A 23,733-nucleotide genomic window follows, 5' to 3' on the forward strand; every position below is an offset into this window, starting at 1 on the left:
TATGACAGTTAATCTACCCCTCCCCCTAAAAGCTGACCTCAAGCCTGTTAAAGGTTTTGAGATGGGCATTGCTGAAGCCGGAATTAAGAGAGCGAATCGCAAAGATTTATTGGTAATGACTCTTGCGCCTGGATCTCAGGTTGCTGGTGTTTTTACTCTGAACCGCTTCTGTGCTGCTCCTGTTCAGGTTTGCCGAGAGCATTTGGCACAAGAGGGGCGCAATGGAGAAATTCGGGCGTTGGTAGTCAATACCGGCAATGCAAATGCTGGCACAGGCGAGCAGGGTATGAGGCATGCTTTAGAGACCTGTGACGCCTTAGCTAAAGATCTTAAGCTTAAGCCTGAGCAAATCTTGCCATTTTCAACCGGGGTCATTCTTGAGCCTTTGCCCATTCAGAAAATTACTAGTGCGCTTCCAAAAGCAGTAGCTAATTTAGGGGAAGATCATTGGTTTGATGCTGCCGAAGCCATTATGACTACAGATACTCAGCCAAAAGCGAGTTCTGTCACCATTCAAACACCTGCAGGTCAGGTAGTGATCACGGGTATTTGTAAGGGCGCAGGAATGATTCATCCCAATATGGCAACGATGTTGGGCTTCATTGCAACTGATGCTGGTTTTGCGCCTGGTTTATTGGGCAATCTCACTCGAGAAGTTGCTGATCTTTCGTTTAATGCGATTACGATTGATGGCGATACTTCTACCAATGATTCTTTCATCATTATGGCGACGGGGCAGTCGTCAGTACAAATCAAATCAATTAGCGATCCAAATTATGTTGTCGTGCGCGAAGCATTGATTGGGCTGGCTAGAAAGTTAGCGCAAATGATTGTGCGTGATGGCGAAGGTGCTACGAAGTTTATGACTATTGAAGTCCTTGGCGGCAAAACTGCTGAAGAATGTCGTCTAGTGGCTAAGGCTGTAGCGCACTCTCCATTAGTAAAAACAGCCTTCTTTGCTAGCGATCCCAATCTAGGTCGCATCCTTGCAGCCATTGGCTATGCGGGCATTCAAGACTTAGATGTTAATCATGTCCAAATGTGGCTTGGCGATGTTTGGGTTGCAAAAGATGGCGGACGCAATCCAAGTTATCAAGAGGCGGATGGTCAAAGAGTGATGCAAGCCCCAGAAATAACTGTGAAGATTGATTTAGGGCGCGGTACAGCTTCACAAACTATGTGGACCTGTGATCTCTCGCATGACTACGTATCAATCAATGCAGACTATCGCTCTTAAAAGACTGAAATCAGATGAATGAAAAATTAAACCGTCTTTTAGACCACCTTGATACTTTTTTACCTAAGCCGTTAACGGATGAGCAATGGAAATCCTCCCCTGCATTTAGATGGCGTCGTAGAGATAGCATCTTTGGCAGTATTGGCTTCTTGCAACCCGTAAAGCATGTATCCGATATCACCTTTGAGGATCTGCAAAACATCGATCGTCAGAGAGATGCCATTCGAGATAACACCAAAAACTTTATACAGAAAAAACCGGCCAACAATATTCTCCTGACCGGTGCTCGGGGAACAGGAAAATCATCTCTGATTAAGGCAAGCTTGCATGAATTCGCTAATCAAGGGCTGCGCTTAGTGGAGGTAGAAAAAGAACATCTAGCCGACTTGGCAGATATCACTGAGCTATTGGCAGATCGCCCTGAGCGCTTTATTGTTTTTTGTGACGACCTCTCTTTTGAGGACGGTGAGTCAGGGTACAAGGCGATGAAGTCAGCGCTAGACGGCTCTGTTTCGGCCCAGGTAGACAATGTTTTGATTTATGCGACATCAAATCGCCGTCATTTATTGCCTGAGTATATGAAAGATAACGAGGGCTATGTTCATGGCGATGATGGCGAGATTCATCCAGGTGAAGTAGTTGAAGAGAAGATTTCTTTATCAGAGCGTTTTGGTCTGTGGCTCTCGTTTTATCCCCCAAAACAAGATGAGTACTTGGCGATTGTTGCCCATTGGTTGGAACATTTTGGTTTGAGTACCTCACAAATTGAGGCAGCTCGCTCAGAGGCGCTCGTATGGGCGCTAGAGCGTGGCTCTCGTTCTGGTCGTGTTGCTTGGCAGTTTGCAAAGCATTGGGCTGGTTCACAGGCCTAATACAGCTTTATTTTCATGAGTGATATCAATCGACCCGTTACTGAAGTGGCTGCTGGCATATTGCTAGATAAGGCCGGTCACTATCTCTTGGGACAAAGACCAGAAGGCAAGCCTTATGCTGGTTATTGGGAAGTTCCAGGTGGCAAGATTGAAAAAGGTGAAACTGTTTTCCAGGCGCTTAAGCGCGAACTGCAAGAAGAGCTCGGTATTGATATTCAATCTAGCGAAGAATTAACAGTTCTCGAGCATGACTATCCACATGCTTATGTACGACTACATGTCAGCATTATTCGAGAATGGTCCGGCATTCCAAAAGGCTGCGAAGGTCAGGCTTTATCTTGGGAGTTATTGGGCTCAGAAAAGCCCAGTGTTGAACCACTATTACCGGCCGCTTGGCCAATGCTGGATAGGCTGCGCGCCTTATTGCCCTAGAACTGGCAGAGCGTTAGCTTGAATGGTATGTCCGTAGCAGCAGGCTGCGCTTTTTTGTCTCGGTCCGATTGCATAAAGCGTACGGACAACAAATATTTATTGGCACTAATTTCAGAGAAGAGAGTATCGTCCTCGACTGCAATGCGCATCAATTGATAGACTTTTCCAGATGGTGCCTGTTGAAATGATCCATTGTGCGCCACTACATCTTTTGCTTCACCAGATTGGCGTAATAAGCGCAAAAATAATTGGCAAGCATCTTGCCATGGCAATAGTGGACTAACAAAATTTTCTAATAGCTTGCGACGCTCAGGTGATGGACTATTTTTCCATGCGTGATAACTTGGCAAATCAATTGGACTCGTGCCACCAGGAATGTTCAAGCGAGTGCGTATGCCATTGAGCCACTCGCTCTCAGAAATGATTAAATTGGGGCGACCTGCCGATTGATTTATTTTGCTGGCAACAGAATCAATTTCTGCGAGTGTTTGAGACAGCGCTTCTTGATCTACTTTTTGGGAAGACTTGAGTCCATTAAGCGCATATTTTTGACGCTCAAATTCTTTTAATAATAGTGACTTAATATCACCACGTGCACCAATGTCACCAAGATCAAACAGAATTGAGATTGCATTGTGATGAAGTTCTGGATCATCAGATCGTAAGAAATGATTGAAACGGGCGAACAAATACTCCAGTCGAAGCATGCTTCGAACTAATTCATTGAAGGGGTATTCGTAGACAATCACAAGCCCATATTCTATGACGAACTGAGCTGATCTTTCTTAATCTGCAGAATTTTTTGGTGCAATTGATTGACCTCGGCTTCGAGTTCCGCAAAGTCGCCTTGATTCTCAAGAACGAAATCCGCGCGAGCAAGACGATCTTTTCTGGATGCTTGAGCCTGAAGAATTCTTTCCACTTCAGCCCGGGCTAAATTGCTGCGGTGCATCACCCTTGCAATTTGGAGCTCCTCAGGGCAGTCCACCACCACTAAATCGTCAATTAGACCTTCCCAAGTACCTGATTCAATCAAAAGCGGCACCACAAATACGAGATAGGGTGCGTTTGCAGTCGCTAGCTGATTAGCCTGTTTTAAGGTTTCTTGTCGAATAAAGGGGTGGGTAATCTCCTCAAGGGCTTTTCTGGCTTCAGGTTTGGCGAACACTAGGGTGCGCATCTTGCTTCTATCTAGAGCCCCATTGAGGTCAATAAACTCGGTGCCAAACTGCTTCTTGATGGCTGAAATTGCCACTCCATTTGGAGCAGTGATCTGATGGGCAATCAGATCAGTATCAATAATTCCGGCGCCCAATTTCCCCAATAAATCGCTGACCGCTGTTTTGCCCGAACCAATGCCTCCAGTTAAGCCGATCAAGGGAATGCGCCCCTTTAATCTGCTTAAATCGGGTTGCTCAGAAACCAAGATTGGAGAAGCTGTGGCCATAACAGCTCAATAATGCCAGCAATAGCAAGAAATGGTCCAAAAGGAAATGCTGACCGCATACCTTGCTGGTGGAGTCGAAGCCAAAGAAGCCCTCCCAATAGACCGGTGATTGAGGCTAAGAAGAGAATCTCTGGTAAAGCACTCACACCTAGCCAAGCCCCTAGAGCGGCCAATAGTTTGGCATCCCCCATGCCGATGCCATTTTGTTTTTTAATCCAAAGATAGACTAGGTTGAGAGCCCATAAAAAAGCATATCCAATAATTGCCCCTGCAATGGCATTTTCAACGTTAGTAAAACCCCATCCAATACCGTTAAATATCAGTCCAAAAAAAATCATGGGAATGGTCATGAAATCAGGCAGTCGAAACGTGCGTAGATCAATATAGGCCAAGCATAGCAAGGTCATGATGAGGAAGGCTCGCACTAGATCGATGATGGTGAAAAAATGCATTAAACGATTTGCCCTAAATTAAATATCGGTAGATACAAGATGGTGACAAGACTACCAATAATTACACCAACAATAATAATGAGCAAAGGTTCCAAAGTTTGACTCAAGTTATTAAGTCGGTTACTTAGTTGTGATCCTAAGGTGTGGGCACGCTTGCTAAGCATTTGCGCAAGAAGGCCGCTTTCAGATGCGATATGAAGTAATTGCAAGGTCTCGGGATCAAAAAAGCCATATTTTGGATCAGCTTTTTTCAAGGCATCCCCTAAAGGCCACCCTCGGGTTAATTGTTTAAAAACTTCTGCACTCAAGTCATGGCTCAGCCAATGGTTGGATGATTGTGCGGTCACTCGCAATGCATCTGGAAGTGGTAATCCTGAGTCTAGAAGGTGGCTTAGGGTTCGGCACCAGTAAGTTAAGGCTGCTAGGCGCAGCAATTTTCCTATTAGGGGAATACGAAAACTCCATTCATCACACTTCTTTTGGAAGGCGGAGGATTTGAACCAGGCACCCAAGAAAATGAAAATACTGGTGATAAGACAAATGCTGATTTCTAGGGCAAAGTTGTTTAAGAGTGATGAAGCTTGAATGAGCGCTTTTGTGGGCGGTGGCAGTTCTGCCTGAAAATGCCCAAAAACATCCTTAAAAACAGGAACAACCCAAATCATCATGACGATCACCAATAGGAATGAGCTGCCTAAGGTAATAAGGGGGTAGCTCAGGGCTTGTTGCACTTTACGTCTTAATTCAATTTGAGCTTCTAGTTGCTGGCATATCGTTTTGAGAGCGAGAGAAATATCGCCAGTGCGCTCACTTACTCGAATCAAGTTAATAAACTCCATGGAAAATAGATTGTCTTGTGCCATTAGACTGTGAGAAAAGCTATTGCCTTGCTTCAGATGAGTTTGGATTGCCTTTAACCAGGGTTGCCAGTCTTTTGGAGCCGAGGATTGAATGAGTTCGATAGCATTTAGAAGCGCTAATCCAGCATGAAACAGAGTCAACAATTGCTGTGCAAAATCCCATTGAGATTGTTTACTTAGTGCCATTGGCTAACCTCGGCATCTAGACTGGCTTGATCAATAAGACCAGCTTTGACGTATTGTGATCCCGCTTCACTCATACTCAGAGAGGGCAAGAAAGAATCAAATAAATGTCGGCTACTTAAAACTTCATGAACACCAATGCGCCCAAAGTAACCGCTGCCTTTACATTTTGAGCAGCTACTCATAGCTTTCGCGACAGATTTTTTACATTCATGGCATAGTTTGCGAATCAATCTTTGGGAGCTAACGCTTCGCAAACAAGATACCAACGATTCTTCATCTACCCCGAGATTTTTCAATCTAGCCAGTGCTCCTCTAGCATCCCGAGTATGCAAGGTACTTAAGACAAGATGGCCGGTCTGTGCAGCTTGAATCGCCAGTTGTGCTGTAGCAGCATCTCGTATTTCTCCGATCATGATGACATCGGGATCCTGCCTCAGAAGGGCCTTAATGATTGTTCCAAAATCAAGGCCTGCACGAGGGTGATACGCCACTTGATTAACGCCAGGTAAGCGGATTTCAACAGGATCCTCAATTGAGCACAAATTGCGATGAGTTTGATTGAGTGTATTCAAGCAGCTATAGAGCGTGCGGGTTTTACCGCTCCCCGTTGGTCCTGTGACCAGAATTAACCCATTGGGTTGTGAAATTGTCTTTTGAAGAATGCAAAGCTGTTCAGGGAGTAACCCAATTTGATTTAGTGCAAGCCCATCTAGCTTGTTGGGCAAGATTCGAATCACTGCTTTTTCGCCATACAGGGTTGGCAGTATCGAAACACGGCAATCAATATCGGGTTTTGAAAAATCCAGACCAATACAAAGACGTCCATCTTGTGGGATGCGCTTCTCGGCAATGTCTAAGCGTGCTAATACTTTGATGCGCGTAATCAGTCGCTCATGCAGATCAGCGGGATATTGGGACGCTAATTGTAATAAGCCATCTACTCGAATACGGACAAGGCTATTTAGGGTTCCAGCCTCAATGTGAATATCGCTAGCTCTGGCATGAAGCGCAACAGTTGCGATCTCATACCAGGTGCGAATTATGAGTGAGTCATCATGAGAAACGCTCAAGCTTGGTCTAGGTTGGGGCTTGGGCGATAGAGTTTGACGGTCTTCACGCCTTGGTCATCAAACTGCACGATATCCATGACGATACCGGCAATTTTGACGCTCACATCATGGCCGGGTATTGCTTCAAGTTTTTCTAAGATAAGACCGTTTAAAGTTCGAGGGCCATCTAAGGGGAGATCCAAATTGAGGAGTCGATTCAGATCCCTTAAAGAGGCTCCACCACTGGCAAGATAGGTTCCGTCAGCCAGCCAGTGAGGATCAGTCGACAGATTGGAGAAAGAGGTTGTGAATTCACCAATCAGCTCTTCTACGATATCTTCGAATGTGACTAGGCCTAGCACCTCACCATATTCATTGACCACCAAACTTAAGCGCTGTTGATTGTCTTGAAAGAATTGCATCTGTTGCAGAACAGGTGTGCCAGTAGGAATGAAATAAGGCTCATTGATGAGAGACCTGAAGTCTTCATGCTGTAAGTCGGAGTCGCCTAATAAAGATAGGGCTTTTTTGACCGATAAGATCCCCACAATCCGCTCAGAATCACCATCACATACGGGTAATTTATTGTGATAACACGTCTCCAGTTGCTGAACAACCTCATCAATCGGTCTAGCAAGATCCAAAACCTCAATTTTTGACCTTGGGGTCATTACATCATCAACGCTAATGTTCTCTAGGTTAAATAGGTTGAGCAAAATATTACGATGATGAGTTGAAACAAAGCGATTCGATTCTAGAACTAGGCTACGCAACTCTTCTTTGCTCATTGCCCTGCTATCTGAGGAGGATTGCAAGCCTGACGCTTTCATCAAGCCAGAAACAAAATTGTTAATTAGCCAAAGCAAAGGTTTTAGTAAAAAGGTCAATGGCAAAATAAGCCATCCAACGTTAGATGCAATCTTTTCCGGGAAAGCAGCTCCAATTACCTTGGGGGTGATCTCACTAAAGATGATGATGAGTAAAGCAACCACTAAAGTTGCGATAGAAAGAACGAGTCCGCTTTCGCCAAATAGATGCAGGGCAATCCCAGTAACCAAGATGGGAAGGATGGTGTTGATGAGATTATTTGAAATCAACAGCACTGAGAGTAGTGAGTCAATTCGTTTGAGAAGTCTTTCAGCTAGGGCCGCGCCTGAGTTTCCGCTATTGGCCATCGCACGAAGGCGATGACGGTTTGATGAAAGCATGCTCGTCTCAGCCATCGAAAAGAAGCCCGATAGTGCGAGCAAAAATAGGACTAAAGCAGCCTGGCTGTAAAGGGGCCAATCGTCAAAAAAGTTGTCCATCAAGCTTGCCTGCAAAAATGAATGATGATTCAATATAGCAAAGTAAGCTTTCACTAGCCATATTCATAGGCTATAGCTAGGGTAGAAATGCTTGTCATATTCTTGATTTAAATTATGTGAGAATCATTCCTATGGCCCCATCAAAAAAATCTTCCCTGGCTAAAAGTGCTGATTACTGTGTCATTGAGGCCCCTTTTGGGAGGCTAGGTATTCTGACTGAGATAGTCGATGGGAGCCTCATGCTCTCAAGGGTTGACTATCTATCTGCAAACACCCCTCTTTCACCACCTCAGAATCAACTGGCTAAAGAAGTGGCTAAGCAATGCAAGGCTTACTTTAAGGATCCACATTTTCAATTTGATTTGCCGATGAAGCCGCTAGGCACTGCCCATCAGCAAAAAGTCTGGAAGCGTATTCGGGAGATACCTCTTGGTCAATCACGGACCTATGGTGAGGTAGCAAAAGCCATTAAAAGCGGTCCAAGGGCAGTAGGTACAGCCTGCGGCGCAAATCCCTACCCCTTGATCACTCCATGCCATCGCGTGTTATCCGCTCAGGGTATAGGCGGATTCATGAAAGAGAATGTTCCAGGCCTTTATCGAGAGATTAAGACTTGGCTTCTAAGGCACGAGGGGGTGCTCTAAGTCCTGATTTATTTTCTGAGTGACTTGGATGATGCATAAAAGAACATCTTCATGAGTGCATCACTATGAACTGCAAATTTAGTAAAGCTATAAAACATCATTACAGTTTTGCGAGAGAGCTTAACTTCCGCTTTACTATTAAATTGATTGCGAGTGGCAATTTTGGATAGCGTCATTACTGCAAGACCAAATGCTAAGAAGCAAAAACGTCTCATCCCTAACTCTTCCTTTGGAATTAGCAGGATGTAGTCCATGGAGGCTTGAAGCTTTTGATAGGCAATCCTCAGGAGCTCAGGCTGGCTGGTATTGATTGGCTTCCAAGAAACACCCCGGGCTTTATCTTCAGGTGAATCTTTGAGGATGTTAGTCATCTGCAAGGCTTGACCAAAGTCGATCGCTAGGGCTTCATGCCCTTTCATATTCTTTGCAAATGAAGCTGAGTGATTACTAAAAATACTGGTAAGAAGCTCTCCAACCACACCAGCTACGACATAGCAGTACTCTTCAAATTCTTTTAGATCCTGTAGGCCCTTTTCAGTTTGCTTGCCATGAAATCGGGACATCCCTTCAGACATGATAGAAACACATCGACTAACGGCGGCTTGATCTTGGCTAGAGCAGGTATGTAAGATTCGCAAAACAGTTGGAGTGTGAGCTATTAAATCAAGCTCATCTTGATTGCCATAATTCTTGAGCTCTACCAGGCAAGGCTCAACGAAGGACTGTACTGGTGCGGTCTCTAAAACAGCATCTAGAAATAGCTTAGAGAGTGCTTGCTTGGCTTCCGGTTTGACATCGATTGCATCTTCGATGGTGTCAACAATTCTGCAAAGTAAGTAAGTATTGCCAACTACTTTTTCAATAGCGGGTGGCAATAGGGGAATGGTGAGCGCAAAGGTGCGGGATACCGAGCTCAAAATAGCCTTTTGATAGGCTAGATCGGCATCAAGGCTTTCGAGTAGGTTTAATTTGGCTGAAGGCACCTATCAATTATGTCAGACCAGCGTGCTCTAAATTGGCACTTATTTCCTTACTAACAAAAGTGACATAGCCATATAATTTCACCAAATTCTGGAAGGAGAAATCGGGCGTGCTGATTTGGTTCGTCATCATTTACTGGGTAGTCTCAGTTGGCATTGGCCTATGGGCTGCTTTGCGCGTCAAGAACACTGCTGATTTCGCAGCAGCAGGGCATAGTCTTCCAATGCCTATCGTGACAGCTACGGTTTTTGCAACTTGGTTTGGTTCGGAAACAGTTTTAGGTATTCCAGCAACCTTCTTAAAAGAAGGTTTAGGTGGTGTCGTTGCAGACCCATTTGGTTCCTCCCTTTGCCTCATCTTGGTGGGTCTCTTTTTTGCGCGGCACCTGTACAACCGTCGCATGCTTACTATCGGTGATTTCTTTCGCGAGAAGTATGGACGTACCGTTGAAGTTTTAGTAACGCTATGTATTGTTGTTTCATATTTAGGGTGGGTAGCTGCTCAGATCAAAGCTTTGGGTCTCGTGTTTAATGTTGTTTCTGAAGGCAGCATCTCTCAGACTGGTGGCATGATGATTGGCGCTGCTAGCGTCTTGATCTATACCCTATTTGGTGGCATGTGGTCAGTGGCGATTACTGACTTTATTCAGATGATCATTATTGTGATTGGCATGCTCTATATTGGCGGCGAGATGACCGTGCAGACCGGTGGTATTGGGGTAGTCATCGAGCATGCTGCAGCTGCTGGGCAGTTTAGTAATTTCTGGCCTGAAATGAATCTAGCATCAATCTTAGGATTTGTTGCAGCACTGTGTACGATGATGCTTGGCTCTATTCCGCAACAAGACGTCTTCCAGCGAATTACCTCAAGCAAAAATGTGAATATTGCCGTAAATGCTGCCATTCTGGGCGGCGTGCTGTACTTTATCTTTGCTTTTGTGCCGATGTATTTAGCTTATTCGGCAACTTTAATTAGTCCTGATTTGGTGAACCAATATTTGAATACGGATCCTCAAATGATTCTGCCAAAGCTCATCTTGAACCATGCTCCACTTATTGCTCAGGTGATGTTCTTTGGTGCTTTGCTATCTGCAATTAAGAGTTGCGCAAGTGCCACCTTGCTAGCGCCCTCAGTGACTTTTGCAGAAAACATTGTGAGAGGTTTTTTCAAGCACCTGTCAGATCGTCATTTGCTGAAAATCATGCGGATTACTGTCTTGTGTTTTGCAGTAGTTGTCACCTTTTTTGCTGTGAACTCTGAGTTATCTATTTTTAAGATGGTGGAGAGTGCCTATAAGGTCACCTTAGTGGCTGCTTTTGTACCACTCGCTTTTGGGGTCTACTGGCCTAGAGCAAACTCCTTAGGTGGCCTGTTGGCGGTAGTTGGGGGCCTGACAATCTGGATTAGCTCCGAAATTTTGGCCCCTAATGCCATCTTGCCACCGCAATTGGCAGGCTTATTGGCCAGTATTGCCGGCATGATTTTGGGTAGCCTAGTGCCAAAAGACTCTTTAAAGGCAGTTTAAAGCCTTATTTGCTTATAAATTAGGCAATCAAAATTGTTGCACTGCAAAATGTTCTCCTCTAATATGGAGTTAATACAAAAATTTTAATTCTTATGGGGTTCCTATGAAAATCTGTGTGATCGGTGGAGGTGGTGCCATAGGCGGTTATCTAGCTGTCATGTTGGCCAGAGCGGGCAATGACGTCACCGTGGTTGCTCGTGGCTCAACTTTAGCCGCTATTAAAGAACGTGGTTTGGCACTGATCATGGATGATCAGCCAGAGCCATTAGTTGCGCAAGTCAAAGCAGTAGAAAAAATGAGAGATGCTGAAACGCCGGATGTGGTAATTTTGGCAGTGAAAGCCCATCAAGTGGAGCCCATCATTGATGACTTGGCTGCCATCATGGGCCCTGAAACGATTTTGATTCCAATGCAAAACGGTATTCCTTGGTGGTATTTCCAAAAATTGGGTGGTGAGTATCAAGACCACTCTGTTGAAACAGTGGATGCTGGCGGACTCGCAAAAAAAGCAATTAATCCAAACAACATCATTGGGTGCGTTGTGTATCCAGCAACGTTCACCCAAGCTCCCGGCGTCATTCGCCACGTAGAGGGTAATCGCTTTCCGTTAGGTGAGTTGGATGGCAAGACAACGGAGCGCATTCAAAAGATCTCAGAGATGATGAGCGCTGCCGGCTTTAAGTCACCAATCTTGGACGATATCCGTTCTGAGATTTGGCTCAAGCTGTGGGGAAATATGACTTTCAATCCAATCAGTTCTTTGACTCATGGAACCCTGGAGGGTATCTGCCAGTACCCGCTTACGAAAGAATTGGCGCGCAGCATGATGGCTGAAGCGCAAACGATTGCTGAGAAACTAGGCGTAACATTCCGCGTCGATATTGAGCGTCGCATTGCTGGTGCAGAAAAAGTGGGTAAGCATAAGACCTCAATGCTGCAAGACCTGGAGGCTGGCCGTAGTTTAGAAATCGATGCACTCTTGGGTTCAGTGATTGAGCTGGGTAAGATTACTCAGACACCCACTCCTTGTTTAAATACCGTATTTGCTTTAACAAAATACTTAGATGAAAACGTACAAGCTTCTAAAGGCAGCTTGGCTTTACCATCAGTTTCTGGTTATTAAAAGCAAAAAGATTAGCAGTTAACTTTGGCATTAAAAAACCCCTTGCTATTGAGCATAGCAAGGGTTTTTGTTTTAAGGGCGATCAATTTATTCGAAGCGATTATCCAACTGCCCAACACCTTCAATGATGATGCTGACGTTGCTGCCAGATTTCATGGAGCCAACACCCACCGAGGTGCCGCAAGCAATGATGTCGCCCGCTTCCAGAGGCATATCTTGAGAAATCAAGCTTACCAATTTAGCTGGTGGGAAGATCATATCTGCAACCGGGTAATTCTGACGCTCTTGATCGTTCAGAATCGTTTTGATGGTTAGCTTGCTCGGGTCAACATCGGTGGTGATGTAGGGACCAAAAACGCCAAAAGTATTAAAACTTTTTGACCGAGTCCACTGAGCATACCCAGGATCACGGTTAAGAATTTCAATTGCAGTCACATCGTTGATGCAGGTATATCCAAAAATAGCTTTTGCAGCCTCAGATTCATCTGCCTCGTAAATGTGCTTACCAACCACGATCCCCAATTCACCCTCGTAGACGACTTTCCCTGAATACGATTTGGGTGTCCGAATCACTTGGTTAGCAGCTAAGAAAGAGTTATTTCCTTTGAGAAAGTACAGGGGTTCAGGCGGTACTGAATGTTCGAGCTTAGTCACTAGGGCATGGAAGTTATCCACCATTGCCACCATCTTTGATGGAACACAAGGAATATCCAGAGTGACATCCGCAAGTTTAAGCAGCTCGCCAGTTGCCTTGGGTTGATTGAATAAATCGCCTGAATACACGGCAATTTGATCGCCTTGCAACAGTCCCAAGCTACTTATTCCCTGATGATGAAATCTGAGCCATTGAGCCATAATGAGTTCCTATAAATTTAAATATTTGATAGTCAATATCTTACAGGGGTGGATTGATGTCTCAGACTTCCGAACTTGTTTTTGCACCAGAATTGGATCAGCCAGTTCGCTATATCGAACGCACCCGAAGTTATTACTTGGGTTTGGGATATGACAACCCCTATGTTTGGGCGCATTACATTCATGTGCCATTTACTCCGCTAAAGAAACCGCTCAATCAGTCTGTTTTAGGTTTAATTACTACAGCAGTACCTTTTGATTCCGCGAAGGGAAATCAGGGTCCTGGTGCATCCTACAATGCCGCTGCCAAGTTTTATCAGCCTTATCAAATGAGGATTGATGCTGAAATTGATTTGAGAATTGCTCATGTTGGTATCGATCGCAAAAATGCCAATATGGAAGATAGCAACTGCTGGTTTCCGTTGGCGGCTGCAAGGCAGGCCGTTAATGCGGAGAGAATTCAGGCGCTGTCACCCCATTTTTATGGTTTGCCAACCAATCGCAGTCAGCGTCACACATTGGATGTTGATGCACCAACTATTTTGCAAATGCTTCGTGCAGATAAAGTGGATGTTGCGGTTTTAATTCCAAACTGTCCCATCTGCCATCAGAGCCAAAGCTTATTGGCGAGATATCTTGAGGCAGAGGGTATTCCCACATTGGTAATGGGTGCTGCAAAAGATATCGTTGAGTACTGTGGGGTGCCTAGATTTTTATTTAGCGATTTTCCATTGGGAAATGCTGCAGCGAGACCAAATGATCCTGACTCCCAAAGTCTCAATTTTGAATTGGCTTTGCGTTTGCTGGAGTCGGCTCCAGCACCCCGAACCACCTTACAGTCGCCACTGATTTGGGCTTCAGACCCGTCTTGGAAGTCGGATTATTCCAATCTCGAAAAATTGTCTAAGCAAGAGGTGGAAAGGCTTCGCGATGAAGCTGAGCAGGCTCGCATTACAGCCCGCGAACTCAGAATGAACAGCGTGGGAAATTAATTTTTTAAGTCTGTCGTGCGAGTGAGTATTCGCACAAGGCCCGTAATGCAGTGGTTGCCTCATTGCTTGGAAAGTCGTTGATGCATTCCAATGCTAGGTCTGCTTCGCGTTTTGCAGCAGCTTGAGTGTAATCAAGAGCGCCAGAGGTTTGCACTGCGGCCAAAATCTGCGCAAAGACATCGTCCGGTAAATCCTGATTTTGTTCGATAGCAGCGCGAACCAATAAGCGCTCTTCATTGCTGCCATTTTCTAGCAGGTAGATAAGAGGTAAGGTCGGCTTACCTTCACGTAAATCATCACCAGCATTTTTTCCCATTTGAGCAGCGCTTGCTGTGTAGTCCAAAAGATCATCCATCAATTGAAATGCCGTTCCGATGTGACGACCAAACGCACCAGCCTGTTCACGTTGTGAATCGGTACTGTTTGCCAAAATCGCTCCAAGCTCGGTAGAGGCTTCAAACAATTTGGCAGTTTTGTAGCGAATCACTTGTAGGTAGCTTGCTTCATCAACCTCTGGGTCATTCATATTAAGAAGTTGCAAAACCTCACCTTCAGCAATCGTATTAGTGGCATCTGACAGTATTTGCATTACCCGAAGATCATTTGGGCCAACCATCATCTGAAATGCCCTTGAATAGAGGAAGTCACCGACTAAAACGCTTGCAGCGTTGCCAAAGGCGGCATTTGCGGTCTCGCGCCCCCTTCTGAGGGTGGATTCATCGACTACATCGTCATGGAGTAGGGTGGCCGTATGGATAAATTCCACTACAGCAGCCATTTCTAGGGTGTGAGGGGTTGCTTTGCCATTGGCTAAGGCCTTGGCTACAAGCATCAAGAGGGCTGGTCTTACCCGTTTTCCGCCGGCCTGGATGATATAAGTTGAGATTTGGTCAATTAAGGCCACTTTCGAGGCCAATTTGAGGCGAATCACCTCGTCTAAGCCCTTGAAATCTATAGCAATAGGGGCCAGAATTTGGCTTAAGTCATTGGTTTTGACAGTGCTCGGCATGCAAGATATAATAATGGGCTTAGCTCATCCAGGGTGGATTAGCTTAAATGTAGATATTAATTGAGGTTTCAAACCATGTACGCGGTCATAAAAACCGGTGGCAAACAATATAAAGTTGCTGCAGGCGAAAAATTGAAAATAGAACAGATACCAGCGGAAATCGGCAGCGAAATCACTCTTGACCAAGTCCTCGCCGTTGGCGAAGGCGCTTCACTGAAATTAGGTGATCCATTGGTTAATGGTGCAGCTGTGATGGCCACTGTCGTCTCCCAGGGACGTCACGATAAAGTGACAATCTTTAAGATGCGCCGTCGCAAGCATTATCAAAAGCACCAAGGCCATCGTCAGAATTTCACTGAAATTTTGATCAACACGATTAAAGCCTAATTCAGGGTAGGAGAAAGATATGGCACAGAAAAAAGGCGGCGGCTCAACACGAAATGGCCGCGACTCAGAATCGAAACGCTTAGGCGTTAAGGTATTTGGCGGCGAGCATATTAATGCTGGCAGCATCATCATTCGTCAACGCGGCACACGTGTTCATCCAGGTGCTAACGTTGGTATTGGTAAAGATCACACTTTGTTCGCCTTAATTGACGGTCAAGTGGAATTCGGCGTTAAGGGTGCTTTGAAGAAGGCCCAAGTTTCAGTCTTGCCTCGTTCATAAGGCGCCTGACTGAGACTCGTTTGATTCAGATTTATTCCGAATTTAACTCTTAGGAACAGGCCTCGCTAAGCGAGGCCTTTTTTATTCATGAAATTTATAGACGAAGCACGCATTGAAGTCATAGCCGGCCAGGGTGGCGCCGGGAGCGCATCTATGCGCCGCGAAAAGTTTATTGAATTTGGCGGCCCTGATGGCGGGGATGGTGGTAAGGGTGGAAGCGTATGGGCAACTGCTGATCGCAACATCAATACGCTGATCGATTACCGCTACGCTAAAACGCATACCGCTAAAAATGGTGAGCCAGGGCGTGGCGCAGATTGCTATGGCCGCGCAGGCGATGATATTGAGTTGCGTATGCCGGTTGGTACGATTATTTCTGACTACGAAACGGGTGAGCCAATTGCTGACTTAACCACTCACGGTGAGCGCTTATGTTTGGCTCAAGGCGGTGTTGGAGGTTGGGGCAATATTCACTTTAAGAGCTCTACAAATAGAGCGCCTAGACAAAAAACAAACGGCAAACCTGGCGAGCGTCGTAAGCTCAAATTGGAGCTAAAGGTATTGGCCGATGTTGGTTTGCTCGGTATGCCTAATGCCGGTAAGTCTACTTTAATTACCGCAGTTTCTAATGCGCGACCAAAGATTGCCGACTATCCGTTTACAACACTCCACCCTAATTTAGGTGTGGTACGTGTAGGTAATGAGCGTAGCTTTGTAATTGCTGATATCCCAGGACTGATTGAGGGTGCTGCAGAAGGTGCTGGCTTGGGCCATCGTTTCTTGCGCCACTTGCAACGCACTGGCGTTCTCTTGCACTTAGTTGATTTGGCGCCATTTGATGAGAATGTGGACCCAGTGGCCGATGCTAAAGCGATCGTGAATGAATTACGTAAATATGATGAAGCTTTGGTTGAAAAGCCACGCTGGCTGGTTTTAAATAAGGTTGATATGATTCCTGAAGAGGATCGTAAAAAAGTAGTGGCTGACTTTGTGAAACAGTTCAAGTGGAAAGGCCCCGTATTTGAAATCTCGGCCTTAACTGGCTTGGGTTGCGATAAGCTCTGCTATTCCTTGCAAGACTATTTGGATTCTGTACGCCGTGATCGCGATGATGCTGAGGAGCGCGCAGCAGATCCTCGTTATCAAGATCAAGACGAAGTAAAAAACCAAGATAAGACACTAGATTAAAGTCTGATGAAGTACCTTCATTTGCCATGAACCTGAAACAAACTAAACGTATCGTTGTTAAAGTGGGCTCAAGCCTGGTTACCAATAATGGTGAGGGCTTAGATCATGCCGCTATTGCCATGTGGGCCGAGCAAATTGCAGGCTTACTAAAGGCTGGTCACGAGGTGCTGATGGTGAGCTCAGGTGCTATTGCAGAAGGTATGCAGCGATTAGGTTGGATAAAGCGCCCACAAGAAATTCATCAGCTTCAGGCTGCAGCTGCAGTTGGGCAGATGGGTTTAGTGCAGGTGTATGAGAGTTGTTTTGCGCGATTTAATTTGCGCAGTGCACAGGTTTTGCTGACGAATGCTGACCTGGCACATGCTGAGCGCAATGCTAATGCAAAAGGTACCTTAGATACATTGTTGAAGTTGGGTGTAGTACCCATCATTAACGAGAATGACACGGTGGTTACCGATGAAATTAAATTTGGTGATAACGATAGCTTGGCTGCTTTGGTAACAAACCTGGTTCATGCAGATTTACTAGTAATACTGACCGATCAAGGTGGCTTATTTACTGCCGATCCACGTCAAAATCCAGATGCAATCTTGTTGGCTGATGCCATCGCTGGTGATCCCGCTTTAGAGAAGATGGCGGGCGGGGCAGCTAGTGAGCTGAGTAAGGGCGGAATGCTTACTAAGGTATTGGCAGCAAAGATTGCGGTGCAAACAGGCGCATCCACAGTGATTGCCTCGGGACGTGAGCCAGATGTCTTAACTCGACTTTTGGCTGGAGAGAAAATTGGTACTTGCTTAAGCCCTTAATAAGCTCCGCAGGCTCTTATTCAATGCCAAAAGAGTTTGTTGGCTTTGTACCACCCGTAAATGCGCTTGGATTGAGTGCTTGAATTACTGCCCTCAAACTTTTCTCTTGAGAGTTGAAGTTGCAAAATGCGCCTTGAGCTAGGGCAGCTTGGTAGCGATTGGGGTCATGCAGCTTGATATCTCTCCAGGCTCCAAGCGGATTCTCTCTCCAGGAATTGTTTTCTAGTGTTCCGTAAAGTTTCCATTGATACAAATCACAACGAATTCCCTCGTATTGGGATTGCTGGTTTCCGTTTGGGCTAGTAAGGACAACGATATATCGAGTAACGCCATCTGCGCCAATCATGATGGAATTGGTATCAACGGCAAACTTAAAGATAGTTTGCGGTGATACATAAAACGTTTGTAGAGTTAATGGATTAGGTGGGTTGAGTGGCATTTTTGTTGACCCCTCCTTAAATACCATCGGCGCAAATGGATCTAGACCGCTTTCCATGGGATCGCCGGCGCATGCAGATAACACAGTAACTGTACAGATGCAGCAAATATAAAGATTCAAAGCTCGAAGTATTGAAGGCATTATTTTGGTTTATCCGATTTAGTTGATTCTTGGGGGCTTTCATCGCCTATGGAGTAAAAGGATTGAAGTAAATCAAGAGGGGTTCCCCACGCAAGTTGCTGCATCCGCACGCCTTTTGCAAGGTAGCGCGCCAGTTCGGATAAAGCCAGTTGATAGACTTCTCGCTTAAAGCCAATTACAGCATCAAGCTCGATCCAGAATGGAACCCAACGCCATGCATCAAATTCTGGATGCTCGGTAGCTCGTAATTGAATGTCGCTATCTAGCCCTACTAAGCGCAGTAAAAACCAGATTTGTTTTTGACCTCGATAGGCTGCACGGTGAATCCTAGTTGCATGTTGGCGACGTAAGTACTCCTCAGGGACGTCGTAGCGGAGCCAGTCCCTGGTTCGTCCAATAATTTGGACATGTTCCGGCAGCAAGCCAACCTCTTCATGCAATTCGCGGTACATTGCTTGTTCAGGGCTTTCGCCATGAGCTATCCCGCCCTGCGGGAACTGCCACGAATGCTGCCCAACGCGTTTTCCCCAGAAAACCTCGTTACGGCTGTTAAGGAGGACAATGCCGACATTGGGTCTATACCCTTCACGGTCAAGCATGATCGTGCCCCAAATCCTTTAAAATCAATGATTTGATTATATCCATACATGAAAGCATCACAATCATTTCTAGCCACGCTAAAAGAAGCCCCTTCTGACGCAGAGGTGGTCTCGCACAAGCTCATGGTGCGTGCAGGTTTAATTCGCAAACTGAGTGCTGGTATTTATAACTACTTGCCTCTTGGATTAAAGGTGATTCGCAAGGTGGAAAACATCATTCGCGAAGAAATGAATCGCGCTGGTGCAGTTGAATTACTCATGCCAATGATTCAGCCTGCTGAATTGTGGCAAGAGACTGGTCGTTGGGAAAAAATGGGTCCAGAGTTGCTGCGTATCAAAGATCGCCATGATCGTGATTTTTTGATTCAGCCAACCTCAGAAGAGGTGATTACTGATTTAGCTCGTAATGAAATTAAGAGCTATAAACAGTTACCAATTAATTTTTATCAAATTCAGACTAAGTTTCGCGATGAGCGTCGCCCTCGTTTTGGAATCATGCGCGGTCGCGAGTTCAGCATGAAAGATGCTTACTCATTCGATCGTGACATCGAAGGCTTGAAGAAGTCTTACCAAATCATGTTTGATGCCTATACCCGTATCTTTAAGCGCATGGGGCTGAAGTTCCGCGCAGTGACCGCTGATAATGGTGCCATCGGTGGATCAGGCAGCCAAGAGTTTCATGTGATTGCAGATACCGGTGAGGATGCCATTGTGTATTGCCCGAGCTCTGATTACGCTGCTAATTTAGAAGCTGCTGAGTCTTTGTCATTGCTGGCGGGGCGCGCTGCTGCAACTCAAGCGATGGCAAAAGTACCAACACCTGATAAGACAAATTGCACAGAGGTTGCAAAGTTTTTAAACATCCCATTAGAAAAAACAGTGAAGTCCTTGTTATTCGCTGCCGATCAAGAAAAAGGCCCAGCAAAACTCTTTATGTTGTTAGTTCGTGGTGATCATGAGCTCAATGAGGTTAAGGCTAGCAAGATCCCTGGAATGGCAGAGTCTCGCTTTGCTACTGAAGCTGAAATCAAACAAGCCTGTAACGCACCTGCTGGCTATTTAGGCCCCGTTGGCGTGAGCGCTGATGTTACTGTCGCGGCGGATCGTACCGTTGCGAATATGTCTGACTTTGTTTGTGGCGCTAATGATGCTGGCCATCATCTGACTGGTGTGAACTGGGGACGCGATTTGCCAGAACCACTTGTTTTGGATATTCGTAATGCGGTAGTTGGTGACCCTTCGCCGGACGGTAAAGGTATCGTTGATATCTGCCGTGGAATTGAAGTGGGTCATGTTTTTCAATTAGGTACGCGCTATTCAGAAGCAATGGGATGTACTTACTTGGATCAACAAGGTAAAGCGCAGCCGATGGTTATGGGTTGCTATGGCATTGGCGTTACGCGTTTACTTGGAGCGGCAATTGAACAAGGGCACGATGAGAAGGGCATTATTTGGCCAATCTCTATGGCGCCATTTGAAGTAGTCATCTGTCCAATGGGTTACGAGAAGTCAGAACAGGTCAAAGCAGCATGCGATCAATTGCATGCTGAGTTATTGGCTGCTGGCATTGATGTGATTTTGGATGATCGCAATGAGCGTCCTGGTGCAATGTTTGCTGACTGGGAGCTGATTGGCGCCCCATTCCGCGTTGTTATTGGTGATCGTGGCTTGGCTGATTCTCAAGTGGAATTTAAAGGCCGCACCGATACCGACTCACAAAATATTGCTCTGGCACAAATTAAAGACAAAGTGATTACCGCCGTTCAAGCAGCAAAGAGCACAGTGAGTTAATTCACTGGCTTAAGCGCTTTACAACAATTATTCGGTTATTTTTTAAAGAGTCCGCCAATGCCTTTGGCGGCTCCTTTGGCAGCCATTGCAGCCATAGTGCGCGCCATTTTTCCGCCTTTGAATTGCTTCATCATGGTTTGCATTTGCTCAAATTGTGCGAGTAGGCGATTGACTTCTTGTACCTCTACGCCAGCGCCCGCAGCGATGCGACGCTTGCGACTTGCCTTTAGCAGCTCAGGTTTCGTCCGCTCACGTGGTGTCATGCTATCAATGATTCCACGCATGCGTTTAGTTTGTTTGTCTGCGTTGCTCAGATTTGCTTTAGACGCAGCTTGAGCCACCTGGCTAGGTAGCTTGTCCATCAAACTTGCCATGCCACCCATTTGTTGCATTTGCATGAGTTGATCCCGAAAGTCTTCCAGATCAAATCCGCCCTTAGAAATCTTGCTAGCTAATTTTTCTGCTTTAGCAACATCTACATGTTGTTGTGCTTGTTCAACCAAAGCCAGAATATCGCCCATACCCAAGATGCGGTTGGCCATACGCTCTGCATCGAACGCTTCCAAGCCATCCATCTTCTCGGCCACACCAATAAATTTGAGTGGCACACCCGTAACTTGACGAACAGATAAAGCGGCACCCCCGCGTGAATCCCCATCTAGCTTAGTGAGGATGACGCCAGTTAGGGGGAGCGCTTCATGGAAGGCTTTGGCGGTATTAACGGCATCTTGACCAAGCATTGCATCTACTACGAATAAGGTCTCGATTGGGTTTAAGCTGGCATGCAAAGTTTTGATTTCTTGCATGAGCGCTTCATCAATTCCCAGGCGACCTGCTGTGTCAACAATCACCACATCAAAATAATGACGACGTGCCCAATCTAAGGCGGCAGTTGCAATATCGTTAGGCTTTTGATTAACGTTGCTTGGGAAAAACTCTGCACCAACCTGTTTGGTCACCATCTCTAGCTGCTCAATAGCGGCAGGGCGATAAACGTCACAAGAAACTGTGAGCACTTTCTTTTTCTTTTTTTCCTGTAACCACTTAGCTAATTTACCGACTGAGGTGGTTTTACCGGCACCCTGTAAACCTGCCATCAGAATCACTGCGGGTGGCTGAGTTGCTAGGTTGAGCTCACCGCTTTGCTTGCTTTCGCCCGTCATCACTTGAGCTAGTTCGCGCTGCACCACACCAACAAGTGCTTGGCCTGGACTGAGGCTACCTACAACCTCTTCGCCTAGGGCTTTAAATTTAATTTGCTCTAGGAGAGATTTAACAACGGGGAGTGCTACATCGGCCTCCAGCAGGGCCAAACGAATCTCCCGCAGCATTTCTGCGGTATTCGCCTCGGTAAGGCGGGCTTGCCCCCGCATTGTTTTAACAACGCGAGATAGACGATCGGTGAGGTTTTCTAGCATTTATCGATTAGACTTTCCAGATGGATATTTTAGGTCACCCAGCTTACGGAATGCTTGCTCCCGTACTTTATTTACTGCTATTGCTCTTTTTGAGCGTCAAAGCAAAGCGGGGCGAGGAGTCTGCGCTCTCGGCAGGACTTGTGCAAACCTTTATTTTTGTAATTTTGGTAGTTCATGGAATGGAATTACATGATTCCGTCTTTACGCCTCAAGGGTTCATATTTGGCTTTGCCCAAGATTTATCTCTCATTGCTTGGGTTGGGCTAGCTTTTTACTGGTTTCAGTCATGGTTTTTGCCTATTTCGAGCTTGCGTTGGTTGGCAATTTTATTTGCCTTGGTCTGCTCTCTGCTTCCCAACCTTTTCCCTGGCACATTGATTTCGCCAAAGGCAGTTTCTGATCCTTGGTTTAAGGGGCACTTCATCGTAGCGACGATTTCTGTTGGCTTGCTCAGCTTGGCCGCAATGCATGCCATGCTCATGAGCGTTCAAGATCGTGCACTACACCGTCAACTTGCGATTGTTCCCGATAGTCGTCTCTCTCATTGGCTTGAAGATTTACCCCCATTGATGACCATGGAGAGTTTGTTATTTAACTTGCTCTATGTTGGTTTTGCACTTTTAAGTCTGACAGTATTTTCTGGATTGCTATTTTCACAAACATTGTTCGGTAAACCCCTGGTCTTTGATCACAAGACTATTTTTGCGCTGATCTCTTGGTTCTTATTTGCCGGACTACTATTAGCGCGTTGGCGCGTTGGTTTGCGTGGCCGTGCTGCAGTGCGTTGGGTCCTAAGTGCTTACACTGCGCTACTGCTCGCTTATGTCGGTAGCCGTTTTGTATTAGAAGTGATTCTTCAAAGAGTATGACCCTTGTTTAAGTGGCTTTTATTTTTAGCAGTTGGCTATTTTTTCTACCTTTGGTTGAAGAAACAAAAGCAGGTTAAAGAGGGTTTGAAAAAATCCTCTGATCCCAGTCCTACAAAGGCTCTGGAGCCAGAGCCGATGGTGCAATGCCAGCATTGCAAAGTGCATCTACCTAGATCTGAAGCTAGAGTTTATGAGCAGCGTTTTTATTGTTCGCAAGACCATCTCAATGTCTTTGATGAACGGGGATGGATTGGCTCTGCGAATTGGCGTGCTTCACCTAACTTCGATGAGAGACCAGAAAATATTCAACCTGATTTAGTGGTGATTCACCACATTAGTTTACCGCCAGGGCAATTTCGATCAAAACAATCAAGCCAATACATCATCGATTTTTTTCAGAACAAGCTTGATTCCAATGCACATCCTTATTTTGCAGAGATCGCCGGACAAAAAGTGTCTAGCCATTTTCTAATTACGCGTTCTGGTGAGTTAGTGCAGTTTGTTTCAACTCAAGATAAGGCATGGCATGCTGGCATCTCCTCCTTTATGGGAAGACAAAAATGCAATAACTTCTCTATTGGAATAGAGCTAGAGGGCGATGGAGATTCACCTTTCGAAGAATCTCAGTACAAAACTTTGACAAGTTTGGTCAAGAGGCTGCAGGCAAGTTATCCCAATCTCCAATTTGCTGGGCACAGTGACATTGCGCCCGACAGAAAAAGGGATCCTGGAATATATTTCGATTGGAAAAAGTTTCAAAAAGAGACAGGAATTCCAGAGGAAAAGATGCCCTATGGGCTGATTTTTCGATAGACCCATTGTTGTATGTGAGCATACGCTTACT

The 23,733-nt window shown here is 45.6% G+C and carries 25 protein-coding genes and 1 pseudogene; 14 read left to right on the forward strand and 12 right to left on the reverse strand.

Features of this window, described 5'->3' with window-relative positions; all coding sequences use genetic code 11:
- Position 1: 1 nt before the first annotated feature.
- Genes argJ through FD961_RS00965 form a run of 3 tightly spaced genes read left to right on the forward strand, consistent with a single transcriptional unit; the run spans position 2 to position 2,541 of the window.
- Positions 2 to 1,237: a bifunctional glutamate N-acetyltransferase/amino-acid acetyltransferase ArgJ gene (argJ, locus tag FD961_RS00955; protein WP_215393729.1), complete on the forward strand. Its 1,236-nt coding sequence runs from the start codon at positions 2 to 4 to the stop codon at positions 1,235 to 1,237.
- Between the two features lie 14 nt (positions 1,238 to 1,251).
- Entirely contained in the window at positions 1,252 to 2,109 is an 858-nt protein-coding gene (locus FD961_RS00960; RefSeq protein WP_215393730.1) for an ATP-binding protein, read from the forward strand.
- A 15-nt stretch (positions 2,110 to 2,124) separates the two neighbouring features.
- The gene (locus FD961_RS00965; protein WP_215393731.1) at positions 2,125 to 2,541 is read left to right on the forward strand and encodes an NUDIX domain-containing protein; all 417 of its coding nucleotides are present in this window, start codon (positions 2,125 to 2,127) and stop codon (positions 2,539 to 2,541) included.
- Here the strand turns inward: FD961_RS00965 and zapD are convergent.
- Genes zapD through FD961_RS00995 form a run of 6 tightly spaced genes read right to left on the reverse strand, consistent with a single transcriptional unit; the run spans position 2,538 to position 7,842 of the window.
- Positions 2,538 to 3,290 carry a cell division protein ZapD gene (zapD, locus tag FD961_RS00970; RefSeq protein WP_215393732.1) on the reverse strand — a complete coding sequence of 251 codons (753 nt, stop codon included), beginning with the start codon at positions 3,288 to 3,290 and terminating at the stop codon, positions 2,538 to 2,540. The two genes, FD961_RS00965 and zapD, sit on opposite strands and share 4 nt — an antisense overlap.
- 11 nt (positions 3,291 to 3,301) lie before the next feature.
- Entirely contained in the window at positions 3,302 to 3,988 is a 687-nt protein-coding gene (gene coaE, locus FD961_RS00975) for a dephospho-CoA kinase (protein ID WP_371817156.1), read from the reverse strand.
- Complete coding sequence (locus FD961_RS00980) at positions 3,943 to 4,440, reverse strand: A24 family peptidase (RefSeq protein WP_215393733.1); 498 nt, start codon at positions 4,438 to 4,440, stop codon at positions 3,943 to 3,945. Before FD961_RS00980 ends, coaE begins: the two co-directional genes overlap by 46 nt.
- Positions 4,440 to 5,486: a type II secretion system F family protein gene (locus tag FD961_RS00985; protein ID WP_215393734.1), complete on the reverse strand. Its 1,047-nt coding sequence runs from the start codon at positions 5,484 to 5,486 to the stop codon at positions 4,440 to 4,442. The genes FD961_RS00980 and FD961_RS00985 overlap by 1 nt, the downstream gene beginning before the upstream one ends.
- On the reverse strand, positions 5,477 to 6,556 hold the full coding sequence (locus FD961_RS00990) for a GspE/PulE family protein (protein ID WP_215393735.1): 1,080 nt from the start codon (positions 6,554 to 6,556) through the stop codon (positions 5,477 to 5,479). The genes FD961_RS00985 and FD961_RS00990 overlap by 10 nt, the downstream gene beginning before the upstream one ends.
- Entirely contained in the window at positions 6,553 to 7,842 is a 1,290-nt protein-coding gene (locus FD961_RS00995; RefSeq protein WP_215393736.1) for an HlyC/CorC family transporter, read from the reverse strand. Before FD961_RS00995 ends, FD961_RS00990 begins: the two co-directional genes overlap by 4 nt.
- A 131-nt stretch (positions 7,843 to 7,973) precedes the next feature.
- Here FD961_RS00995 and FD961_RS01000 point away from each other — a divergent pair, with 131 nt between their 5' ends.
- Positions 7,974 to 8,486, forward strand: a complete 513-nt coding sequence (locus FD961_RS01000) for a methylated-DNA--[protein]-cysteine S-methyltransferase (RefSeq protein ID WP_215393737.1) — start codon at positions 7,974 to 7,976, stop codon at positions 8,484 to 8,486.
- 8 nt (positions 8,487 to 8,494) lie between these two features.
- Here FD961_RS01000 and FD961_RS01005 read toward each other — a convergent pair whose 3' ends face one another.
- Positions 8,495 to 9,469: a squalene/phytoene synthase family protein gene (locus tag FD961_RS01005; protein ID WP_215393738.1), complete on the reverse strand. Its 975-nt coding sequence runs from the start codon at positions 9,467 to 9,469 to the stop codon at positions 8,495 to 8,497.
- A 107-nt stretch (positions 9,470 to 9,576) separates the two neighbouring features.
- Between FD961_RS01005 and FD961_RS01010 the strand changes: the two genes are divergently transcribed.
- Positions 9,577 to 10,992 (forward strand): sodium:solute symporter family protein, encoded by a 1,416-nt coding sequence (locus FD961_RS01010; protein WP_215393739.1) that lies wholly within the window; start codon positions 9,577 to 9,579, stop codon positions 10,990 to 10,992.
- Between the two features lie 103 nt (positions 10,993 to 11,095).
- Positions 11,096 to 12,115: a 2-dehydropantoate 2-reductase gene (locus tag FD961_RS01015; protein ID WP_215393740.1), complete on the forward strand. Its 1,020-nt coding sequence runs from the start codon at positions 11,096 to 11,098 to the stop codon at positions 12,113 to 12,115.
- Between the two features lie 87 nt (positions 12,116 to 12,202).
- Here FD961_RS01015 and FD961_RS01020 read toward each other — a convergent pair whose 3' ends face one another.
- Positions 12,203 to 12,970 (reverse strand): fumarylacetoacetate hydrolase family protein, encoded by a 768-nt coding sequence (locus tag FD961_RS01020; RefSeq protein ID WP_215393741.1) that lies wholly within the window; start codon positions 12,968 to 12,970, stop codon positions 12,203 to 12,205.
- A 56-nt stretch (positions 12,971 to 13,026) separates the two neighbouring features.
- On the opposite strand from FD961_RS01020, the gene FD961_RS01025 reads away from it, so the two are divergent.
- Positions 13,027 to 13,962 carry a hypothetical protein gene (locus FD961_RS01025; RefSeq protein ID WP_215393742.1) on the forward strand — a complete coding sequence of 312 codons (936 nt, stop codon included), beginning with the start codon at positions 13,027 to 13,029 and terminating at the stop codon, positions 13,960 to 13,962.
- A 4-nt stretch (positions 13,963 to 13,966) separates the two neighbouring features.
- Here FD961_RS01025 and FD961_RS01030 read toward each other — a convergent pair whose 3' ends face one another.
- Complete coding sequence (locus FD961_RS01030) at positions 13,967 to 14,971, reverse strand: polyprenyl synthetase family protein (RefSeq protein ID WP_215393743.1); 1,005 nt, start codon at positions 14,969 to 14,971, stop codon at positions 13,967 to 13,969.
- A gap of 75 nt (positions 14,972 to 15,046) precedes the next feature.
- Here FD961_RS01030 and rplU point away from each other — a divergent pair, with 75 nt between their 5' ends.
- The 4 genes and pseudogenes from rplU to proB form a co-directional block, all read left to right on the forward strand.
- On the forward strand, positions 15,047 to 15,358 hold the full coding sequence (gene rplU / locus FD961_RS01035) for a 50S ribosomal protein L21 (protein WP_011902040.1): 312 nt from the start codon (positions 15,047 to 15,049) through the stop codon (positions 15,356 to 15,358).
- A 19-nt stretch (positions 15,359 to 15,377) separates the two neighbouring features.
- Entirely contained in the window at positions 15,378 to 15,638 is a 261-nt protein-coding gene (gene rpmA / locus FD961_RS01040) for a 50S ribosomal protein L27 (protein WP_011902041.1), read from the forward strand.
- An 87-nt stretch (positions 15,639 to 15,725) separates the two neighbouring features.
- Positions 15,726 to 16,826, forward strand: a complete 1,101-nt coding sequence (gene obgE / locus FD961_RS01045) for a GTPase ObgE (RefSeq protein WP_071464558.1) — start codon at positions 15,726 to 15,728, stop codon at positions 16,824 to 16,826.
- 26 nt (positions 16,827 to 16,852) lie between these two features.
- A pseudogene (gene proB / locus FD961_RS01050) lies at positions 16,853 to 17,623 on the forward strand (glutamate 5-kinase); the annotation flags it as partial.
- A 25-nt stretch (positions 17,624 to 17,648) separates the two neighbouring features.
- Here the strand turns inward: proB and FD961_RS01055 are convergent.
- Together FD961_RS01055 and FD961_RS01060 are read right to left on the reverse strand one after the other, a co-directional pair.
- Positions 17,649 to 18,212, reverse strand: coding sequence for a CNP1-like family protein (locus FD961_RS01055; protein ID WP_215393745.1), 564 nt, complete (start codon positions 18,210 to 18,212; stop codon positions 17,649 to 17,651).
- Entirely contained in the window at positions 18,212 to 18,811 is a 600-nt protein-coding gene (locus FD961_RS01060) for an RNA pyrophosphohydrolase (RefSeq protein WP_215393746.1), read from the reverse strand. The genes FD961_RS01055 and FD961_RS01060 overlap by 1 nt, the downstream gene beginning before the upstream one ends.
- Before the next feature lie 48 nt (positions 18,812 to 18,859).
- On the opposite strand from FD961_RS01060, the gene FD961_RS01065 reads away from it, so the two are divergent.
- Positions 18,860 to 20,602 (forward strand): proline--tRNA ligase, encoded by a 1,743-nt coding sequence (locus FD961_RS01065; RefSeq protein ID WP_215393747.1) that lies wholly within the window; start codon positions 18,860 to 18,862, stop codon positions 20,600 to 20,602.
- 35 nt (positions 20,603 to 20,637) lie between these two features.
- Here the strand turns inward: FD961_RS01065 and ffh are convergent, their stop codons facing one another.
- Entirely contained in the window at positions 20,638 to 22,020 is a 1,383-nt protein-coding gene (gene ffh, locus FD961_RS01070) for a signal recognition particle protein (RefSeq protein ID WP_215393748.1), read from the reverse strand.
- Positions 22,021 to 22,040: 20 nt separating this feature from the next.
- On the opposite strand from ffh, the gene FD961_RS01075 reads away from it, so the two are divergent.
- Together FD961_RS01075 and ampD are read left to right on the forward strand one after the other, a co-directional pair.
- A complete protein-coding gene (locus FD961_RS01075) occupies positions 22,041 to 22,889 on the forward strand; it encodes an inner membrane protein YpjD (RefSeq protein WP_071464564.1) in 849 nt (282 codons plus the stop codon).
- Positions 22,890 to 22,892: 3 nt separating this feature from the next.
- Positions 22,893 to 23,702, forward strand: a complete 810-nt coding sequence (gene ampD, locus FD961_RS01080; RefSeq protein ID WP_256438056.1) for a 1,6-anhydro-N-acetylmuramyl-L-alanine amidase AmpD — start codon at positions 22,893 to 22,895, stop codon at positions 23,700 to 23,702.
- The last annotated feature ends 31 nt before the right edge of the window (positions 23,703 to 23,733 follow it).

It is taken from the genome of Polynucleobacter sp. TSB-Sco08W16 (assembly GCF_018687455.1).
Classification (GTDB): domain Bacteria; phylum Pseudomonadota; class Gammaproteobacteria; order Burkholderiales; family Burkholderiaceae; genus Polynucleobacter.